The sequence below is a fragment of the Pseudomonas sp. GR 6-02 genome, assembly GCF_001655615.1.
Taxonomy (GTDB): domain Bacteria; phylum Pseudomonadota; class Gammaproteobacteria; order Pseudomonadales; family Pseudomonadaceae; genus Aquipseudomonas.
The window spans coordinates 2,658,562-2,678,583 of the sequence record NZ_CP011567.1 but is presented as its reverse complement, the minus strand read 5'-3'; the positions used below and the strand labels follow the sequence as shown (position 1 = coordinate 2,678,583).

The 20,022-nt window shown below is 59.3% G+C and carries 18 protein-coding genes; 5 read left to right on the top strand and 13 right to left on the bottom strand.

The annotated features are described in order from the left end of the window. Window positions 1-40: 40 nt before the first annotated feature. From PGR6_RS11990 to PGR6_RS29315, 3 genes are all read right to left on the bottom strand, one after another. On the bottom strand, window positions 41-826 hold the full coding sequence (locus PGR6_RS11990) for an SDR family oxidoreductase (protein ID WP_064617256.1): 786 nt from the start codon (window positions 824-826) through the stop codon (window positions 41-43). Between the two features lie 10 nt (window positions 827-836). Next, a complete protein-coding gene (locus PGR6_RS11985) occupies window positions 837-2,081 on the bottom strand; it encodes a dienelactone hydrolase family protein (protein ID WP_064617254.1) in 1,245 nt (414 codons plus the stop codon). A 308-nt stretch (window positions 2,082-2,389) separates the two neighbouring features. Further along, window positions 2,390-2,881 (bottom strand): lecithin retinol acyltransferase family protein, encoded by a 492-nt coding sequence (locus tag PGR6_RS29315; protein WP_082920844.1) that lies wholly within the window; start codon window positions 2,879-2,881, stop codon window positions 2,390-2,392. Window positions 2,882-3,381: 500 nt separating this feature from the next. On the opposite strand from PGR6_RS29315, the gene PGR6_RS11975 reads away from it, so the two are divergent. Continuing rightward, entirely contained in the window at window positions 3,382-4,398 is a 1,017-nt protein-coding gene (locus PGR6_RS11975; RefSeq protein WP_237229639.1) for an AraC family transcriptional regulator, read from the top strand. Between the two features lie 68 nt (window positions 4,399-4,466). On the opposite strand, the gene PGR6_RS11970 is transcribed toward PGR6_RS11975, so the two are convergent. Further along, window positions 4,467-4,679, bottom strand: coding sequence for a DUF3079 domain-containing protein (locus PGR6_RS11970; RefSeq protein WP_018927823.1), 213 nt, complete (start codon window positions 4,677-4,679; stop codon window positions 4,467-4,469). A 224-nt stretch (window positions 4,680-4,903) separates the two neighbouring features. On the opposite strand from PGR6_RS11970, the gene PGR6_RS11965 reads away from it, so the two are divergent. The 4 genes from PGR6_RS11965 to PGR6_RS11950 are packed head-to-tail and all read left to right on the top strand — an operon-like array spanning window position 4,904 to window position 8,005. Further along, window positions 4,904-5,428 carry an iron transporter gene (locus PGR6_RS11965; RefSeq protein ID WP_018927822.1) on the top strand — a complete coding sequence of 175 codons (525 nt, stop codon included), beginning with the start codon at window positions 4,904-4,906 and terminating at the stop codon, window positions 5,426-5,428. After that, on the top strand, window positions 5,429-5,761 hold the full coding sequence (locus PGR6_RS11960) for a cupredoxin domain-containing protein (RefSeq protein WP_064617248.1): 333 nt from the start codon (window positions 5,429-5,431) through the stop codon (window positions 5,759-5,761). 22 nt (window positions 5,762-5,783) lie between these two features. Beyond that, window positions 5,784-6,638: an FTR1 family iron permease gene (locus PGR6_RS11955; RefSeq protein WP_026286551.1), complete on the top strand. Its 855-nt coding sequence runs from the start codon at window positions 5,784-5,786 to the stop codon at window positions 6,636-6,638. Next, window positions 6,626-8,005, top strand: coding sequence for a 4Fe-4S binding protein (locus PGR6_RS11950; RefSeq protein ID WP_018927819.1), 1,380 nt, complete (start codon window positions 6,626-6,628; stop codon window positions 8,003-8,005). Before PGR6_RS11955 ends, PGR6_RS11950 begins: the two co-directional genes overlap by 13 nt. 16 nt (window positions 8,006-8,021) lie before the next feature. Here the strand turns inward: PGR6_RS11950 and PGR6_RS11945 are convergent, their stop codons facing one another. The 9 genes from PGR6_RS11945 to PGR6_RS11905 form a co-directional block, all read right to left on the bottom strand. Next, window positions 8,022-8,717, bottom strand: a complete 696-nt coding sequence (locus PGR6_RS11945) for an anaerobic ribonucleoside-triphosphate reductase activating protein (RefSeq protein WP_177343082.1) — start codon at window positions 8,715-8,717, stop codon at window positions 8,022-8,024. Further along, window positions 8,714-8,881: an anaerobic ribonucleoside-triphosphate reductase gene (gene nrdD, locus PGR6_RS30515; RefSeq protein ID WP_028940864.1), complete on the bottom strand. Its 168-nt coding sequence runs from the start codon at window positions 8,879-8,881 to the stop codon at window positions 8,714-8,716. Before nrdD ends, PGR6_RS11945 begins: the two co-directional genes overlap by 4 nt. Before the next feature lie 32 nt (window positions 8,882-8,913). Beyond that, window positions 8,914-10,929 (bottom strand): ribonucleoside triphosphate reductase, encoded by a 2,016-nt coding sequence (locus tag PGR6_RS11935; RefSeq protein ID WP_064617241.1) that lies wholly within the window; start codon window positions 10,927-10,929, stop codon window positions 8,914-8,916. A 327-nt stretch (window positions 10,930-11,256) separates the two neighbouring features. After that, window positions 11,257-12,249, bottom strand: a complete 993-nt coding sequence (moaA, locus tag PGR6_RS11930; protein WP_064617239.1) for a GTP 3',8-cyclase MoaA — start codon at window positions 12,247-12,249, stop codon at window positions 11,257-11,259. A gap of 25 nt (window positions 12,250-12,274) precedes the next feature. After that, complete coding sequence (locus tag PGR6_RS11925) at window positions 12,275-13,231, bottom strand: peptidylprolyl isomerase (protein ID WP_018927814.1); 957 nt, start codon at window positions 13,229-13,231, stop codon at window positions 12,275-12,277. A 10-nt stretch (window positions 13,232-13,241) separates the two neighbouring features. Then, a complete protein-coding gene (gene narI / locus PGR6_RS11920) occupies window positions 13,242-13,922 on the bottom strand; it encodes a respiratory nitrate reductase subunit gamma (RefSeq protein ID WP_018927813.1) in 681 nt (226 codons plus the stop codon). Next, window positions 13,915-14,670 (bottom strand): nitrate reductase molybdenum cofactor assembly chaperone, encoded by a 756-nt coding sequence (narJ, locus tag PGR6_RS11915; protein ID WP_018927812.1) that lies wholly within the window; start codon window positions 14,668-14,670, stop codon window positions 13,915-13,917. Before narJ ends, narI begins: the two co-directional genes overlap by 8 nt. A 2-nt stretch (window positions 14,671-14,672) precedes the next feature. Then, on the bottom strand, window positions 14,673-16,211 hold the full coding sequence (gene narH / locus PGR6_RS11910) for a nitrate reductase subunit beta (protein WP_018927811.1): 1,539 nt from the start codon (window positions 16,209-16,211) through the stop codon (window positions 14,673-14,675). Window position 16,212: 1 nt separating this feature from the next. Continuing rightward, the gene (locus tag PGR6_RS11905; protein ID WP_064617236.1) at window positions 16,213-19,986 is read right to left on the bottom strand and encodes a nitrate reductase subunit alpha; all 3,774 of its coding nucleotides are present in this window, start codon (window positions 19,984-19,986) and stop codon (window positions 16,213-16,215) included. Between the last annotated feature and the right edge of the window lie 36 nt (window positions 19,987-20,022).

Here is a 20,022-nt window from a genome sequence, read left to right as displayed (position 1 = left end):
TCGGCAGTCGCCGAACTGAGTTTCTTGTGAGTGCTCAGTGTTACTCGGCAAGCCGTGGTATCGCTGGCAGGTTCTGTTCCGGCCCCATGACCGAGTAGCCGCCATCGACGGCGTAGTCAGCGCCCGTAACGAAGCTGGCGGCGGGTGAACACAGGAACGCCACTACGTTGGCCACCTCGCGGGGTTCCCCCAGTCGTCCCAACAGGTGATAAGAAGCGGCGACCGCATCAGCCTTTTCACGGTTACCGCCACTGACTTCGGCGATCACCCGCGACCAGGTCCAGCCAGGCGATACCGAATTGACGCGGATGCCGTCCGCAGCAAGGTCCATGGCCATGCAACGAGTCAGCTGCACCATGGCGGCTTTTGATACCGGATAGAGCCAACGCCCGGTCTGGGCACACTTAGCCGAGATGGAAGTGAAGTTCACAATCGCGCCACGTCGGGCCTTGAGGTCCTGATGCACCGCCTGAGTCAAAGCCACTGCCGAAACCAGGTTCACATCAAGCGCCTGCAACCAATCCTGGCGGCTGGAGGCAAAGCCCTGGTCGCTGTAAGTGCAGGCCAGATTGATCAGCAAATCGATGCCGCCAAAACGTGCGCGCACCTCTTCGACCGCATGTGCAATGAGTTCGTCATCCGTCACGTCAAGGTGAAAAAACACGGCTCGCTCACCGAGTTCGGCCGCGACCTTGAGACCCGCTTCACGGTCGATATCGAACAACGCAACGCTAGCGCCTGCGTCCATCAGCGCCTGCGCGACGGCGGAGCCAATCAGGGTTGCGCCACCGCTGATCACGGCGATTTTATTCTGCAGATGAGACATGGTTACCCCCTTAAACCGGCTTGTCGGCGCTGGAGGCCCAGCTCGGCATTAACGTATTGGAAGGCAGCGATTCATCGAGCAGTTTTTGCGCGGTCACCACACCCGCCACTGGCAACCCGGTCGGATCAAGCAGGCCGATTTGTACCAGCACGCTGGCCTGATCCCAGTAGATATGTTCGTGATAAAGCTTGGGACCGCGGAACTTGACTACCCCAAGCATAGGGATCTCGACATGACGCCCCGTCGGTGCCACCCCGGGAAGCATCCAGTCGATCTCGCAGTCATGGGTAAAGCTCATGATGAATTCATCAACGATCTGCGACGCACCGACCGTGCGAGACAGCGGAGTCAGCGCCATATCCTTGGGATTGCCATGGACGAAGTGATGCTGGTAGAAGCGGCTCAACTCTTTTGCCCCCACCCCACCGGTCATGGTCGGGATGTGGTTGACGTAAGGTTCAGCAACCATGGTGGCCATGGTCGCAGGTACGTCCCGGGTATCGAACTCGTGACGCACGTGCTCATCCCAGAGATCAGAAAGGTTGTAATCCGGCCCTAGCACCCGACGTAGCGCAGCAATGGTCCGTTCGTGAGCCAGCAGCGCTGAGGGCTTGTGATAGTGATGGCCGTTAGGGCGAGCGAAGGCGTGATCAACCCCCAGGTAAACGTAGAGCTCAACACCCGGCTTGTCGTGCAGGACCTCCTGGATCGCGGACCGTGCCTCGGCGGGACAGAATTGATCCTGTTCAGCCATATGCAGCACCAGGCGACCCTGCAGTCCTTCCGCTTCCGACAAGGCGTTTTCAATGCCTACGCCGTAGTAACCGACGGCACAAGCCACTTCAGGTAACCGGCAAGCCGCCAGGTAAGCCAACTTGCCCCCCAGGCAATAGCCCACAACACCCAGGTCACCCGGCTTGCATTGGGGCAAGGTCTCCAGGGCATTCAGACTGGCGCGGATATCATCAATGCCCAGTGCCTCGTCGAAACCCTGGTACAGCTCATAGGCGCGACCAAAGTCGGCCTCGGTGTAACCTAATTCGACACCGGGCTCCTGGCGCCAGTAAAGGTCCGGAACCAGCACGGTGTAACCTTCCTCGGCCAACAGATCAGCGACTTCACGCATGGCCTGGTTAACGCCGAAGATTTCCTGACAGAGCACCACGCCCGGCCCGCGACCATCGACAGAGGTCGCCAGGTAAGCCTGGAAGTGACCGCCGGACGAAACCGGCACGCTGACATACTGGCCTTTCATATCGAATCTCCAAGGGTTCAGGAACGTTGGAGACGATATTGGGCACCTTGCGCGGTGCGGACTATCCGCTGAATGCGACGCCTGTCCGTGACCTGCGGGAAGTTACAAGGGTGGCAGGACCTGATGTGCAAAATGTAATAAAGGGGTGTGAGTGGACTGAAGATGAACAGGGCCAGATCTGAGCAGAGGGCCGCCCTTGCTCCTCGATAGGCTCGACGATAAAAAGAAAAAAGGTGGTCGACTCATACGTGAATCAAATGCATACGCTGCTCAGCGTGATCATTGATTCGAAGGGCAAGAACGAAGCACTAAACGATGGCGGTGCGCTGAAACAGTTCCGGCACGGTTTGCAGAAGCAGGCGCAGTGCTGCGAAAGGATGAACCGCGAAATTGCGCACCTGGTCACTGCGACTCTCGCCGTACAGGCACCAATTGCAGAAATGTTCGCAGTTGTTGGTCAGCAGTCGGTATTGATTTTCTCCCACTCGAGACAGCGCTCGCCGGACCACTTCTTCGCGTTCGAATCTGACCTGCCGGGCACTCCGGACCCAGACCGGTTTCCCCGAGGCAAACCACTGCAATGCAAGCACTTCTACAGGGCCTGCGTGCAAGCCGGCGCAAAGGCCGGAGTAGTGAACGACTTGAGAGGCGCCCAGGTAAATCCCATGATGGTAATAACCATTTCGTGAGGTGATGAGATGGCTTCCCGGAGGTACCTCTGCGCCAGCTTCCCAATCCCAGTCATGCCATTGACGGGTAAGAAGTTCCTCTGCTGGAGAGGATTTAAAGGAGATGTTCATCGAGCTTCGCCTTACCAGAATTGTGGAGGAGTGCCCCCCGTAATGATCTGGACGGCACTCCCACCTCAGTTAATTCAGAAGCGTTGATACGATATTGAACATCTGCCCCGAGAGGGACTATCCGCTGGGTGCTAAACCTGTCCACGGCATGCGGAAAGGTTTCTGATTTGACCTACAGGGCTTTTCGCAAACCCTGATTGTCCATCCTGCAAAAAACACGACACCGCCAACGAAAAAAAACGTTGGACGCCTAATGCTCACAGAGGGATTCTTTGAGCTAATCAAATGCTCAGCAACCGCCCGAACAAACGGAGCCCGGCATGGCATGTCCATTGCTTGAGCAGGTAGATAGCCCCGATGAGGGCACAAAAAGAAACAGACATGCTCACAGGTTATCCGGTTAATGCAGTGACTATCCTTATCCTGCAAAACCTCGGTAACACAACGGTGAGCAATGCCTTGAAACCGTGCATGCAAGTGAGGCGACCATGGGCCTGAACATCATTGCGGAGAGTTGCGGCAGTCTCTTTGACAGAGCTTCGCTGTTCACTCCCAAGAACCAGTTGTTCCTTCTCAATGACCTGGATGCCATCCGCGAAGGTGTCAGCAGCGTATTCACCACTCACGATCTGCGTTGCGTGGAAGAAACCGACCGCATCAGCGCTCGAATGCACCATGTCAATCGTGGGCGTCTGTCCTTGAACAGGCTGGAATATGGAGCAAGGGTTTATATCGACCCCGGCCGCCTGGAAGACTTCTATTTAATCCAGATCCCCATCAGTGGCCAGGCACGCATCATTTGCGGCGACCATGACTTTATCTCCACCCCGCATAAGGCCTCGTTGATTTCACCCAACCTGCCGTTATCAATGTGCTGGGATGCCAACGCCCCTCAGTTGGCACTTCGAATAGAACGAAGCGAAGTTGAGTACCACTGTGCACAGCACCTTGGACATGTGATGGACAGATCACTTGAGTTTCAGCCGGAACTCGACCTGACGACCCCGGGCGGAAACTACTTTCTTCAACTGATTGCCATGCTGGCGGACGCGATTACATTGGACGAACATCCGCTCCACCACTCCCTGGTGCTCAAGCAGTTCGAGTCAGTCCTGATCAATGCATTGGTCTATGGCCAACCCAACAATCTGCGAGAACAACTGGAGTGCGCCAGTAAACCAAAAGCGCTCTTGCCCTATTTCGTCAAAAGGACTGAGGAGTACATGCGGGCTCATGCGAACGAACCGCTGAGCATAGAGCAGTTAGCCGAGCACGCCGGGGTTAGCGTTCGCACACTGTTTGCCGGCTTCCGCGATTTTTGCGATACCACTCCCATGGCCTATCTACGCAACCTGCGACTGGAGCAGGTGCATCTTGAATTGAGCAGCCAGTCTAATGATGCTTCAGTCACAGATATCGCGTTCAAATGGGGCTTTGCCCATTTGGGACGGTTTGCCCAGGAATACAAAAAACGTTTTGGCGAAGCACCTTCAACGACGCTCAGATTCCGAAGCTGAATCCAGAAATCATAAACGGTGCAACGTCTGACGGTGGACTTACACGAATCTGCGAAGTTTGGCGTGCACTAGACGCCATCATCCGCTGTCTTGTCTGTGACGATGAGGGGCTCGATTCCCCAGTCGCCAGACAAATACCAATCCTCTCCGAACATCTCGGCCGGATGCATCGTACGGTCGGAGCCATTGCCGCATGCCAGGGACTTGGCCGGACAATACCGGTCACATCCCCAACAGATCCGCTCGGGGTGCTTGGGGTTGACGGGGAAGTTCTTGGCCATTTCGATCTCCGGTCATTGAGAGACGTTCTTCCAACCTACAGCCTTTGTGCAAAACCATCCTTGATGGATATCAAGAATCGACATCGAGCGACTGCCCTCCCTATCGCGATCCTGGAGCTAAGCTTCTAACGGTTTAATTGATCAAAACTTGATAACAATCATTATTGTTCGCAGCAAAGCTTCCTAGACTCGGGTTCCTACTCGTCAGTGCCCAGGAAGACATTATGCGTACCCACCTCTCACTCGCCCTGCTCTTGCTCGTACCGCTGGCTCACGCAAAGGAATACCCGATCGGGGAGCCACAGCTGTGTCAGGGGCTGGAAGTCGGGGCGGTGTATCTGCAACCGATCGAAATGGCCCCGGCTGGCATGATGCGCGCTACTGTCGATTCTGATGTTCACCTGGAAGCCGACATTCGGGCCACCGCGGACAATCGACAGGGCTTTCAGGAAGGCAGTTTCGTGCCTTACCTCAATGTCTCGTTCAACTTGAGCAGAGCGGGTAACCCGGACGAAATCAAGGGCGACTTCCATGCCATGGTCGCCAATGACGGCCCGCACTATGGCGACAATGTGAAGCTGCTGGGGCCGGGCAAATATCGGCTGACGTTCACCGTGCTACCACCCACCGGTCACGGCTCCCTCGGGCGTCACACCGATAAGGAAACCGGTGTGGCGCCCTGGTTCGAACGCTGCGAACTGCACTACGAGTTCATCTACGCCGGCATCGGTAAAAAAGGCGGCTATTGAATGAAGCGCCTGCATCTTGCCTGGCTGATCGTGGCCGCAACAGTTGCGCCGTTGACGGCGCATGCCGAGTTGCCGAGCTTTGAGCTGACCCTGCGCGATGGCCACTTCTCCCCTGCCTTGCTTGAAGTCCCGGCCGGACAGCGCTTCAAAATCGTGCTGAAAAACGTCGGCCAAGGTCCGGCCGAGTTCGAGAGCACGCCGTTGCGGGTTGAAAAAGTACTGTCGCCGGGCGTGACAACCTTCGTCGTCATTCACCCGCTCAGGCCCGGCCACTATCCCTTTTTCGACGAGTTCAATCCGCAATTGCCCGAGGGCGGCATCCTCGCGAAATAACCTGTTAGCGCACGGAGCTTCCATGAATCAATCAATGTTCATCGTCTGGCGCGAAAGCGTCGAGGCGTTGCTGGTGATCGGCATTCTCCAGGCCTGGGCCAGCCAACAAGGCCAGCGTCATCGCTTGGTCAAATACCTGTGGGCGGGTGTGATGCTGGGGTTGATGCTCTCGGGCCTGCTGGCGGTGTTGATTCTGTTTGCCGGTGAGGCCATGAGCGGGTCGGCCAGTGAATGGTTCCAGGCCGCACTCGCACTGTTTGCCAGCCTGTTAATGGTGCAAATGGTCGGCTGGATGCACCGTCACGGGCGCACCCTCAACCACGATTTGCGACGTCACGCCGATAGCCACCTGGCCCGCCAAGGAGGCGCAGGTCTATTACTGCTGGCCATGCTCGCGATCAGCCGCGAAGGCAGCGAAACGGTGGTATTTCTCTATGGCGCCGGCGCCCGGTTGCGAGGTCCGCAGCTCGGTTTGTTTGCCGTCGGCGGCGTGTTGGGGCTGGTGCTGTCCGCGCTGACCATTACGCTGCTGCACAGCAGTCGCCGCTTCATTTCATGGCAACGATTCTTTGCCCTCAGCGAAGTCATCTTGCTCATGCTCGGCGCGGGGTTGCTGGTCAGCGGCACCGAGCGAATCGGCGGCCAACTGCTCGCCCTGGATGTGCCGGACGTGGTTTACAGCCTCGTAGGCGAATCGCTTTGGGACAGCAGCGCTTGGCTGAGCGACAGCCATGGATTGGGTGGCTTTCTGGCCAGTTTTGTCGGTTATCGCGCAACGCCCAGCGGCATGACCTTACTGGTGTGGGTCGGTTACTGGCTGGTCGTCAGCGCCTGGCTACGCCAACGGGCTGCGGAGAAAGTCCCATGCCTGACCTGAGCCGGCACAATCGATGGCTCCAGCGCCTGGGTGACGGGATGCGTCGCCATGCGTCCGTCATCCGTGCGCTGCAGTGGACTGTCGTAGTGTTTTACGCAGTGCTGTTGGTGACCCCGGCGCTGTTGCCGTTGCCGGACAGCCAGGCACGGATACTCGACAACCTGACCTTGCTCGCGCAGTTTTTATTCTGGGGAATCTGGTGGCCGTTCGTGTTGCTGTCGATGGTGTGCTTCGGTCGACTCTGGTGTGGCGTTCTGTGCCCGGAAGGTTCGCTCAGCGAATGGGCCAGTCATTACGGCAAAGGCCTGGGTGTGCCGCGTTGGTTGCGTTGGGGCGGTTGGCCCACATTGGCGTTCTGCCTCACGACCCTCTACGGCCAATTGATCAGCGTCTATGACTACGCCCAGGCCGCACTGTTGATTCTGGGTGGCTCAACCGTCGCAGCGGTCATCGTCGGGTTGTTGTTCGCCCGGGGCAAGCGGGTCTGGTGCCGTTACCTGTGCCCGGTCAGCGGGGTTTTCGCCCTGCTCGCAAGGCTGGCCCCCGTGCACTTTCAGGTCGATGAGCAACGCTGGATAGAGAATGCCGCGCCACGCCTGCCGCCCCCCAACTGCGCTCCCCTGCTCGATATCCGTCGCCTGCAAGGCGCCAGTGATTGCCACGCCTGCGGACGCTGCAGCGGGCAACGCGGCGCCGTGCAGCTGATCGCCCGCTCCAGCAATCAGGAGATTCTTCACGCAACCGCGCAGGCGCTGTCCCCTTGGGATACACGCTTGCTGCTGTTCGGCGTGATCGGCTTGGCCATGGGCGCGTTTCAGTGGACGGTCAGCCCATGGTTTATCGCCCTCAAACAAACCCTGGCCCAGTGGCTGGTGGAACACAACCAGCTCTGGGCCTTACGGGACAACGCCCCCTGGTGGTTGCTGACCCATTACCCGCAACTCAACGACAGCTTCAGCTGGCTCGACGGCTTCAGCATTGTCGCTTACTTGAGTGTGAGTTCGATCATGCTCGGCACGGCGTTGATGCTGCTCCTGCGCCTGACGGCCCGACTGGCGCGAGATCGCGCACTGTATTGGCCTCTGGCGCTGACACTCACGCCTGTGGGTGGTGCCGGACTGTTTCTCGGGCTGTCGGCCACCACCGTCAAATTACTGCGTTATGAAGGTCTGCTGCTGGAGTGGGTACAACCCGCCAGGGCCTGCCTGCTATTGGCCGCCATGGGGTGGAGCCTGCTACTGGGTTGGAAACGGCTGAAACACGAAGGTATTCCCCTGGCTCGGCGCGTGTCGGGTGGAGTTTGCCTGTTCCTCGCCAACGGCCTGATCGGGTTTGGCTGGTGGTTGCAGTTCTGGGGCTGGGCTTGAGTTTCCCCAGCCCCCGTTACCCCCGCAGCACGAAGGCTGGGAACAACTCGCGCATGGCCTCCCACAACTCTGGCAACAAGGCTTGTGCCGAAATGCTTGGCAGTAGCGGATCGAACATCCGCTCAGTGCGGACCAGTTGCACGGCGAAGCGTTTGACGCCGAGCGCACTCAAGCGTTTTGCCAGGATCAGCAGACGCGCCGGCTCGAACAGATGCCAATGCACGGTGGTGCGACATTCGTAGTCCACACCACTGGCCAGCAGATGCTCAAGGCTGCGCCAGTTAGCCGTTCCACTGCCCTCGACCCGGGTGATGGCCAGGCAATCTTCGGGCAACGCCTTGACGTCGAAACCGACCCAATCCGTGCCAGTCAATGCCTTGGCGAAGGCGGCAGGCTTGATGCCGGCGCTGTGCAAGCCGATGCGAAATCCCATCGCCCGCACTTCATCCATGGCGCCGAGCAAGCCGTCCTGCAGGGTCGGCTCACCGCCGCTGAACACCACGGCATCGAGCAAGTCCTGACGACGTTGCAGAAACACCAACACCCGCCGCCAATCCACTTCCTCACTGCCACGAGGCGGAATCAGCTGCGGGTTATGACAGTAACGACAACGCCAGGCGCAACCCTGGCAAAACAGCACGCAGGCGAGCTGTCCCGGATAGTCGATAGTGGTCAGGGGCACCATGCCCCCGACCCGAAGCATTCGACTCATTGGCGCCCGGCCAGGGCTGCGCCTTCAGTGAAGTGCACCCGCTCGCGGTGCTCCGACTGTTTACCTGGATTGAACGCTGACACAGGACGGTGATAGCCCATCACGCGGGTCCAGATTTCGCAGCGTTGGCGTTGAGCCTGGGGCAGAGTTTGCGATGCAGTCATGGTGAAGCTCCTTGCGGTTGAGTGGATCAAAATCAATGAACGGTGCCAGCCTTCTGTTCTTGCAACAGCAGGACCTCGTCACATTTGGGGCAGAACTCATGTTCGCCATCGAGGTAGCCATGCACCGGGCAGATGGAGAAGGTCGGGGTCACGGTCAGGTACGGCAGGCGGAAGCGTCCAAGGGCCTTGCGCACCAGTTGCTTGCAGGCCTGGGTCGAGGAAATCCGCTCGGCCATGTACAGGTGCAAGACCGTGCCGCCGGTGTATTTGCATTGCAGTTCGTCTTGAAGTTCCAGGGCCTCGAAGGGGTCTTCGGTGTAGCCCACGGGCAGTTGCGAGGAGTTGGTGTAATACGGTGCCTGCGCACTGCCCGCCTGGAGAATGTCCGGATAGCGCTTGAGGTCTTCCTTGGCGAAGCGGTAGGTGGTGCCTTCTGCCGGTGTCGCTTCCAGGTTGTAGAGATGTCCGGTTTCTTCCTGGAACCGCAGCAAGGTGGCACGTACATGGTCCAGCAGATTCAGGGCAAACTGTCGGCCATGTTCGGTGTGCATGCCCTCCTCGTCGCCGGTGAAATTGCGCAGCATTTCATGCAGGCCGTTGAGGCCGATGGTGGAAAAATGGTTACGCAAGGTGCCCAGGTAGCGCTTGGTGTAAGGGTACAAACCGGCATCCATGTGATGCTGAATGACCTTGCGCTTGACCTCCAGGCTCTCCATTGCCAGCTCCATCAGCGTGTCCAGGCGTCGCAACAAGCCACTGGTGTTGCCCTTGAACACATAGCCCAGGCGTGCACAGTTGATGGTCACCACGCCGAGTGACCCGGTCTGTTCCGCCGAACCGAACAAGCCACCGCCGCGCTTGAGCAACTCGCGCACATCGAGCTGCAACCGGCAGCACATCGAACGCACCTGATTGGGCTGCATGTCCGAATTGAGGAAGTTCTGGAAGTACGGCAATCCGTAACGCGCCGTCATCTCGAACAGACGGTCGGCGTTCTCACTGTCCCATGGAAAGTCATGGGTGATGTTGTAGGTCGGGATCGGAAAGGTGAACACTCGCCCTTTCGCGTCGCCAGCCTGCATCACCTCGATGTACGCGCGGTTGAGCAGGTCCATTTCGACTTGCAGGTCACCATAGGCAAACGGCATCTCCTCACCGTCGATGACGGGTATCTGCTCACGCAAATCCTGCGGGCAAACCCAGTCGAAGGTCAGATTGGTGAACGGCGTCTGGGTGCCCCAGCGCGACGGCACATTGAGGTTGTAGATGAACTCCTGGATCGCCTGGCGCACCTCCTGGTAACTCAGCTGGTCCTTGCGCACGTAAGGCGCCAGGTAGGTGTCGAATGAACTGAACGCCTGGGCACCGGCCCATTCGTTCTGCAGGGTGCCGAGAAAATTCACCATTTGCCCCAGGGCACTGCTCAAGTGCTTTGGCGGACCGGCTTCGACACGCCCCGGCACACCGTTGAGCCCCTCGTGCAACAGAGTACGCAGCGACCAACCGGCACAGTAACCGGCGAGCATATCCAGGTCGTGCACATGCAAATCCGCCTCGCGATGGGCCTGGCCGATGGCCTCGCTGTACACCTCGTCCAGCCAGTAGTTGGCGGTGACCTTGCCCGACACGTTCAACACCAGCCCGCCCAGGGAGTAGCCCTGATTGGCGTTGGCCTGGACCCGCCAGTCTTCACGGTCCAGGTATTCATTCATAGAAGTCGCCACCTCGACCATGGTCCGGCGGTCGCGGCGCAAACGCCCGTGCTGTTCGCGGTAGACGATGTAGGCGCGCATGGCGAAGAAGTAACCGGCATCCATCAATACCCGTTCGACCCGATCCTGAATCTGCTCGACGTGCAACCTTGGCAGCCCTTCCAGTCGGGCGAGTACCGCCTGAAGCAAGCCTTCAACCTCAACCTCGGTGTACTCCCCTGTCGCCTTGCCGGCGGCGATCAATGCCTGGCGGATCTTGTCCGCATCGAAGGCGACCAGACTGCCATCGCGTTTGTGCAAGCGGTTACATCCCACTGAGATCAGCGTGCTCTGCATTTGGCCTCCAGATACTACATATAGATGTTCATACACAAACAAACACAACATGCAGTGAAGACTACGGACAAAGTGCTGTTCTGCAATTGATCGACATCAAGATTTGCCGGTGAAAAAAACCGCCCGAAGGCGGTGAAGGAAAAATCGGTGCGAACACTGTGGCGAGGGAGCTTGCTCCCGCTCGGCCGCGAAGCGGTCGCAATCCTGCAAGCTCGATTTGTCTGAATAATCGTGGTGCCTCATTTAGGGTTGCTTCGCAACCCAGCGGGAGCAAGCTCCCTCGCCACAAGTATTGTCTTTAGCAAACTCTTTCCTTAACAGAACAGCTCAACCGCCACTCATGTTCATGAACCGCACAATCTGCACCTCCCCTTCGGGGTTGAAGTCGTGGCGCAATGGCTTGCCGCGCAAAGCCTTTTGCACCGCATTGATCAGCGGCTGGTCGTCCAGCGGATAACGCCGCAACAATCCACGCAAATCCAGCGCGTCGTCCTGGCCCAGACAGAGCAAAAGCTTCCCTTCAACGGTCATCCGCACCCGGTTGCAGGTGCCGCAGAAGTTATGGCTGTTGGGTGAAATGAAACCGATCCGGGTATCGGGATGGCGTTCCAGACGCACATAGCGCGCCGGTCCGCCGCTGTTTTCAGTGCTGTCTAGCAACCGGTGACCACTGGCGATCAGCGCCCGGACCTCATCGCTGGAACAAAACGATTCGCCCCGGGAACGCCCGACATCACCCAAGGGCATTTCCTCAATGAAACTGATATCGATGCGCTGATCGATGGCGTACTGCACCAACGCCAGGACTTCATCGAAGTTGCGCCCCTTCATCACCACACAGTTCAGCTTGATCCGCTCAAACCCCGCGCCCCGCGCGGCTTCAATGCCGCCCAGCACCTGATCGAGATCGCCGTTGCGGGTGATCGCGCGAAACTTCTGCCCGTCCAGGCTATCGAGGCTGATGTTCATCCGCTTGACGCCTGCCTCCGCCAACGGCCGGGCCAGACGGCCCAGCTGCGAGCCGTTGCTGGTCATCACCAGTTCGCGCAAACCGGGCAATGCGGCGATGTTGCGGCACAGTTCGACAATGCCCGGACGAATCAGCGGCTCGCCGCCGGTGAGGCGGATTTTGCGGACGCCCAACCCGACGAACAGCGTTGCCAGGCGCTGCAACTCCTCCAGCGTCAGGACCTGCTGACGCGGCAGGAAGGTCATGTTTTTCGCCATGCAATACACACAACGAAAATCACAACGGTCCGTCACCGACATCCGCAGATAATCGATCTGCCGTCCAAAACCATCCTGCATGACAGCGTTCATCACATCTCCCGGTTTGTCTCGATGCTCACTGCACCAGCGGTGAGTCGGCGCCCTGCAAGTGGATGCCACGAATATCCGCCGCTCCGATCAGGGTTTGCAGGTACTGCACCAGCGCTTTTTGCCAGACGCCCTGCTGCAACTGCGTGCGGATCGCCGTCGACACCACTTCATAAGGCAACGGCATGCCTTCAATCCGCTGATCGACACTCACCACATGCCAGCCGTAGCGACTTTCCAGCGGTTTACTGGCCAGGCCGGGCGCCAGCGTGAACAGCTGACGCTCCAGTTCCGGCACGGTCTGGCCCTTGCTGATCTGCCCCAGAGAACCGCCTTGAGCCTTCGACGGGCAGGCCGAATATTTCACCGCCAGCTCGGCGAAACTGCCGGGGAAATCCTCCAGACGTTGCAGCAATATCTCGGCCTGAGCATGCGCAAGGCTGCGAGCCTCGACATCATCCGGCGCGCACTCGAGCAGGATGTGTCGCACCGCCAGCAACGGCGCGCTGTGAAAGCGCCCGCGATTGTTTTCGTAGTAGCGCAGGCTGGTTTCCTCGTCGCACTGCGGCACGTGCACCTCGCGTTCGAGCAACAAACGCGTGGCCGCTTCTTCTTCGTTCTCACCAGCGCCGATCTCCAGCGCCAGGCCGAGTTCGGCAATGCGCTGCTGCAACAATTCGCGGATCACCAGTGCCCTGGCGGCCAGATAGACCGCCTCTTCACGGCTTTCGGCCGGGTGATATTGCAGCTCCTGGGCCATTGCCTCAGGCGTGATCGACACCCCGTTGACGCTGATGATCGGCCACTCCTGTTCGCTGCTGGCGATCAACTGCACCGGGGCGTCCTCGGCCGCCGCCGGCTCGACCGGCAGTGCTTCAAACTGCGCGATGTCGACAACTTCCGGTACCGAAAGCTCTGCATTTTTAGAAGAACCGCAGCCACCGCTGCCGCCGTTACCGCCGCCACATCCACATCCACCTGACATGATGTTCTCCTCAGACTTTCTGCCGAACGATTTGATAACGACGCCCCAGGTACCAGATCGGTGCACTGACGATGTGTACGAGACGGGTGAAGGGGAACAACACGAACAGGGTCAAGCCGAGAAACACATGCAGCTTGTAGGTCAGCCCGACCGGCGCAATGGACGCCGCCGCTTCCATCGGCCGCAACAGCACGGTGTTCTGCGCCCAGTCGGCGAGCATCACCATCACCGAACCGTCCATGTGCGCGGTGGACGCTGCAATCGTCAGCAAACCGAGCAGCAACTGCACCAGCAGCACCAGCAGAATCAAAATGTCCGAAGCGCTGGAGGCGGCACGTACCCGAGGATCGGTGAGCCGCCGATTGACCAGCATCAGCAAGCCGATCAGGCACAGCAGGCCGAAGAGCCCGCCGGAGACCATCGCCAGCAACTGCTTGTTCTCGGTGCTGATCACATGGTGATAAACCGATGCAGGCGTCAGCAGGCCGACGAAATGCCCGGCCAGTACAAACAGCACACCGATGTGGAAGAGGTTGCTCGCCACGCGCATGCCGCGCTGGTTGAGCATCTGGCTGGAGCCAGCCTTCCAGGTGTACTGCGACAGATCGAAACGGGCCCAACTGCCAATCAGGCAAATCGCCAAAGCGACATAGGGATAGATCCCGAACAACAACAGGTTCCATTTAGACATTGCCTACCTCCTTGGCTGGCACGGTGGCCAACCCTTCATGCTGAAAATCCACCCAGTGCAACGGCACGGCGCTTTCTTCCCGGGCCTTGCCCGGGGCGCCAGGCAACGAACTGCAACGGTCTTGCTGTTCGGCCTGGAGAAAGTCCACGGCCTCCTCTTCCCAGATCTTGTCGAGGGCTTCGAGGGAGTCGTCGCGCGGTTCCGCCGCCACCTGCGCCCGCAGGTCGGCCACCGCCTGATGCGGCTCGGCCCCGGCGATTTGCAGCAACGCCCGGAAGCAACTGGCATAGGCGCTTTCGCGCTCTTCCAGACGCGCCGCGAGCAAGGCCAGCAAGTGCGAAACATCCGCCAGGCCCTCGCGGGCCTCGAGGTCTTCGCGGGTGGACAGGAACTCCAGGTACAGCGGGATATAGTCCGGCAGCTCCTTGACGCCGATGGCAAAACCGGCGGCTTCGTATTGCGCCATCATGTCGACCATGGCCTGGCCACGATCGCGGGATTCGCCGTGCACATGCTCGAACAACAGCAACGACAGCGAACGCCCCCGGCCGAACAGCGCGCCGTAGTGCTCCTGCCCGTCCATCAGGTCATTGGCGCAGATCAACTCCAGCAATTCGAACAACGCACCGCGCTGTTTAGGGCTGATTTCCCGTGACTGGATAATCGCTTGCTCCAGTTCGTCGCGCCCGCCAATCAGCGTCTCGGTCGGATAGTCGAGCAGCAGCGAAATCACTTTGAGAATTTGCATGCTCATTCCTCCCACAACTGGACGGTTTTCAGGACGTCGCGGCGGTTGGCTTTCTTCGCACCGAACATGTTGGTGTCGGAGCTGCCGCTGCAACCGCTGCCGAAACTGAAGCCGCAACCGGAGCGCTCGGCAAAGGCGTCGCTCATGGCGTCTTCACGGTGGGCACTCGGTACCACAAAGCGGTCTTCATAGTTGGCAATCGCCAGGTAGCGATACATCTCTTCGACCTGGGCCACGCTCAAGCCGACGTCCTTCAACACTTGCAGGTCCTGAACGCCATCGACTTGCTCGGAGCGTTTGTAGGCGCGCATCGCCAGCAAGCGTTTAAGTGCGCGCTTGACCGGTTTTTCATCGCCCGCTGTCAGCAGGTTCGCCAGGTACTTCAGTGGAATACGCAGGCTGTCGACATCCGGGATCACCCCGTTCATGCCCACGGTGCCGGCAGTGGCGGCGTTCTGGATCGGCGACAGCGGCGGCACGTACCAGACCATTGGCAAGGTGCGGTATTCCGGGTGCAGCGGCAGTGCGAGTTTCCAGTCCACGGCCATTTTGTAGACCGGCGAACGCTGGGCGGAATCAATCACCGACTGCGGTACGCCATCGGCCAGGGCCTGGCGAATCACTGCCGGGTCATTCGGATCGAGGAAGATCTCCAGTTGTTTCTCGTACAGGTCTTGCTCATTGGCGGTGCTCGCCACTTCGCTGATGCGGTCGGCGTCATACAGCAGCACACCGAGGTAACGGATACGCCCGACACAGGTTTCGGCGCAAACAGTCGGCATCCCGGCTTCGATACGCGGGTAGCAGAAGATGCACTTCTCGGACTTGCCGCTTTTCCAGTTGAAATAGATCTTCTTGTACGGGCAGCCGCTGATGCACATCCGCCAGCCACGGCATTTTTCCTGGTCGATCAGCACAATGCCGTCTTCTTCACGCTTGTAGATCGCCCCGCTCGGGCACGACGCTGCGCACGCCGGGTTGAGGCAGTGCTCGCACAGGCGCGGCAAATACATCATGAAGGTGTTTTCGTATTCGCCGTAAATGTCCGCCTGGATCTTGTCGAAGTTCTTGTCCTTGCGGCGCTTGGCGAATTCGGTGCCGAGGATTTCTTCCCAGTTCGGGCCCCATTCGATTTTCTCCATGCGCTTGCCAGAGATCAGCGAACGCGGGCGCGCAGTGGGCTGATGCTCGCCCAGCGGCGCGGTATGCAGGTGCTGGTAATCGAAGTCGAACGGTTCGTAGTAATCGTCGAGGCTCGGCAGGTCCGGGTTGGCGAAAATATTCGCCAAGACCCGGAATTTACCGCCGATGCGCGGGTTGATCGTGCCGTTGGCATTGCGGATCCAGCCGCCCTTCCACTTGTCCTGGTTTTCCCATTCTTTCGGGTAACCGATGCCGGGTTTCGATTCGACGTTGTTGAACCAGGCGTATTCCATGCCTTCGCGGCTGGTCCAGACGTTCTTGCAGGTAATCGAACAAGTGTGGCAACCGATGCACTTGTCCAGGTTCAGCACCATGCCGATCTGTGAGCGAATCTTCATCTCAGTTCTCCTCGATATCGGTCGGCAGAGGACGCGGCAGGTCATCGCCGTTTGAGCCATCGAGCCAGTCGACTTTGGCCATTTTGCGTACCACGACGAATTCATCGCGGTTGCAACCGACCGTGCCGTAATAGTTGAAACCGTAGGCCTGCTGTGCATAGCCGCCGATCATGTGGGTCGGTTTGAGCACCACGCGGGTGACCGAGTTGTGGTGGCCGCCACGGGTCTTGGTGGTTTCCGAACCAGGCACGTTCACGATCCGTTCCTGGGCGTGGTACATCATCACCATGCCGTCCTTGACCCGCTGGCTGACCACCGCTCGTGCGGTCAGCGCGCCGTTGGCGTTGAAGCATTCGATCCAGTCGTTGTCTTCAATGCCGGCGCGTTTCGCGTCGTTCTCCGAGAGCCAGACAATCGGCCCGCCGCGGCTGAGGGTCAGCATCAGCAGGTTGTCGCTGTAAGTGCTGTGGATGCCCCATTTCTGGTGCGGAGTAATCCAGTTCAGGACGATTTCGGTCTCGCCGTTGCTGCGCTTGCCTTTCACTCCTGCAATGGTGCGGGTGTTGACCGGCGGGCGGTAACTCATCAGTTGCTCGCCGAATGCCTGCATCCACGGGTGATCCTGGTAGAACTGCTGGCGACCGGTGATGGTGCGCCATGGGATGGCTTCGTGAACGTTGGTGTAGCCGGCGTTGTAGCTGACGTGATCGTCTTCGAGACCCGACCAGGTAGGGCTGGAAATGATCTTGCGCGGCTGCGCCTGAATGTCGCGGAATCGGATCGCCTCGTGTTCCTTGGATAACGCCAGGTGGCTGTGATCGATGCCGGTAAATTCCGACAACGCAGCCCAGGCCTTGACGGCGACATGGCCATTGGTTTCCGGCGCCAGGGACAGAATCACTTCAGCAGCATCGATCGCCGAGTCGATTTTCGGCCGGCCATGACTGATCCCGGCAGCCCCTTCGCGGTGATTGAGCGCACCGAGGAATTTCACTTCGGCGTCGGTGTTCCAGTTGATGCCCTTGCCACCGTTGCCGTGTTTTTCCAGCAATGGCCCCAGCGAGGAAAACTGCTTGTAAATGTTCGGGTAATCACGCTCCACCACATGCAGGTTCGGCGCGTTCTTGCCTGGCACCGGGGCCACGCCGGCGCTTTTCCAGTCGGTGCCGCCAAAAGGTTGAGCCAGTTCACCGACGCTGTCGTGCATCAGCGGGATGGTCACCAGGTCCTTCTCAACGCCCAGATGCCCTTCAGCCATGCTGGAAAAGGCCTTGGCGATGCCTTTGTAGATTTCCCAGTCGGAACGCGATTCCCACGCCGGGTCGATGGCGGCCGACAGCGGGTGAATGAACGGGTGCATGTCCGAGGTGTTCATGTCGTCCTTTTCGTACCAGGTCGCGGTCGGCAAGACGATGTCGGAATAGACGCAGGTCGAGGACATGCGGAAATCCAGCGTGGTGACCAGATCGAGCTTGCCGATGGCGCCCTCGTCCACCCATTCGGCTTCTTCGGGTTTGCAATCCCCGACCTGGCCGATGTCTTCGTTCATCACCCCGTTCTTGGTGCCGAGCAGGTACTTGAGCATGTACTCGTGGCCCTTGCCCGAGGAGCCCAGCAGATTGGAACGCCAGATAAACATGTTGCGCGGGAAGTTCACCGGGCTGTCCGGCTGTTCGCAGGAGAAGCGCAGCGAGCCGTCTTGCAGCGACTTGACCACGTAGTCTTTCGGGTCCATGCCGGCTGCCGCGGCATCGCGGCAAATGTGCAGCGGGTTGGTGTTGAGTTGCGGTGCGCTGGGCAACCAGCCGGCGCGTTCGGCACGGATGTTGTAGTCCAGGGCATGCTCGGGAAACTGTGATTTATCGGCCAGCGGCGAGAGCACGTCGTGCATGCTCATTTTCTCGTGGCGCCATTGCGAACTGTGGGCGTAGAAGAAGCTGGTGCCGTTCATCTGCCGTGGTGGACGGTTCCAGTCCAGGCCGAACGCCAGGGGCAGCCAGCCGCATTGCGGACGCAGTTTTTCCTGACCGACATAGTGCGCCCAACCGCCACCGGTCTGGCCGACACACCCGCAGAGCATGAGCATGTTGATCAGCCCGCGGTAGTTCATGTCCATGTGGTACCAGTGGTTCATCGCCGCGCCGACGATGATCATCGAGCGCCCCTTGGTCTTGTCGGCGTTATCGGCGAACTCGCGGGCGATCTGGATCGCTTTCTCGCGGCTGACGCCGGTGATCTGCTCCTGCCAGGCCGGGGTGCCGGGTACGCTTGCGTCGTTGTAGTCCTTGGCGACGTTAGCGCCACCCAGGCCACGATCGATCGCCAGATTGGAGGCCGACAGGTCGAACACAGTGGCGACTTTGGCCACACTGCCATCGGCCAATACCACGTTGTGCACCGGCACGCGGCGGTATTGCACGGCATCGCCAGCGACGTGCTGGAAGTGTTCGTGGGACTCGCCAGCGAAATACGGGAACGCCACTTCGGCGACGTCATCGCCGATCAGGCTCAGCTTCAGATCGATCTCACGCCCTTCACCGCCTTCACGAGGCAGGATGTTCCACTTGCCCTTCTCGCCCCAGCGATAACCGATGGAGCCCTGAGGAGAAACCAGTTCACCGCTGACATCCAGCGCGATGGTTTTCCATTCCGGGTTGTTTTCCTGGCCGAGGTTGTCGGTAAGGTCCGAGGCGCGCAAGAAACGGTCCGGCTGGTAACCGGCGCCCGGCGCCTTGTCGACCATTTGTTTGAGCAGCACCAGCACCGGCAAATCGGTGAAGCGCTTGGCGTAGTCGGTGAAATACGCGCTCGGTTTGTCCAGGTGAAACTCTTTGAAGATCACATGATTGAACGCCTGGGCCAGCGCCGCATCGGTACCCTGCTTGGGGTTGAGCCACAGGTCGGTGAGCTTGGCGACTTCCGAGTAGTCGGGGGTGATGGCGACGGTCTTGGTGCCCTTGTAACGGACTTCGGTAAAAAAGTGCGCATCGGGGGTACGGGTCTGCGGGACGTTGGAGCCCCAGGCAATGATGTAGTTGGAGTTGTACCAGTCGGCCGATTCCGGCACGTCGGTTTGCTCGCCCCAGACCATCGGCGAGGCCGGTGGCAAGTCGCAGTACCAGTCATAGAAACTCAGGCACGCACCGCCGATCAGCGACAGATAACGCGAACCCGCGGCATAGCTGACCATCGACATGGCCGGAATCGGCGAGAAACCGACGATCCTGTCCGGGCCGTATTGCTTGATGGTGTAGACGTTGGACGCGGCAATGATCTCGTTGACTTCCTCCCAGTTGGAGCGAATGAAGCCCCCCATGCCGCGCTTGCTTTTATAGGAGTCGGCCTTGGCCTTGTTCTCGACAATGCTGGCCCAGGCTTCCACCGGCGCCATGGTCTGCCGCGCCTCGCGCCAGAGCTTGAGCAACGGCTTGCGGATTTTCGGGTACTTGAGGCGGTTGGCGCTGTAGATGTACCAGCTGTAACTGGCGCCACGCGGGCAACCGCGGGGTTCGTGGTTAGGCAAATCGTTGCGGGTGCGCGGGTAATCGGTCTGCTGGGTTTCCCAGGTGATCAGGCCGTTCTTGACGTAGATTTTCCACGAGCACGAGCCGGTGCAGTTCACCCCATGGGTGGAACGCACGATCTTGTCGTACTGCCAGCGCGAACGGTAGACGTTCTCCCAGTCGCGAGACTCTTTGCGAGTCTCTCCATGACCATCGGAAAACTCGTTTTGCTTGCGATTGAAAAACCGCAGTTGATCCAGTAAATGACTCACGGTGTGTCCTCTCAGGCTTGCTGCGGGGTTCTGTGC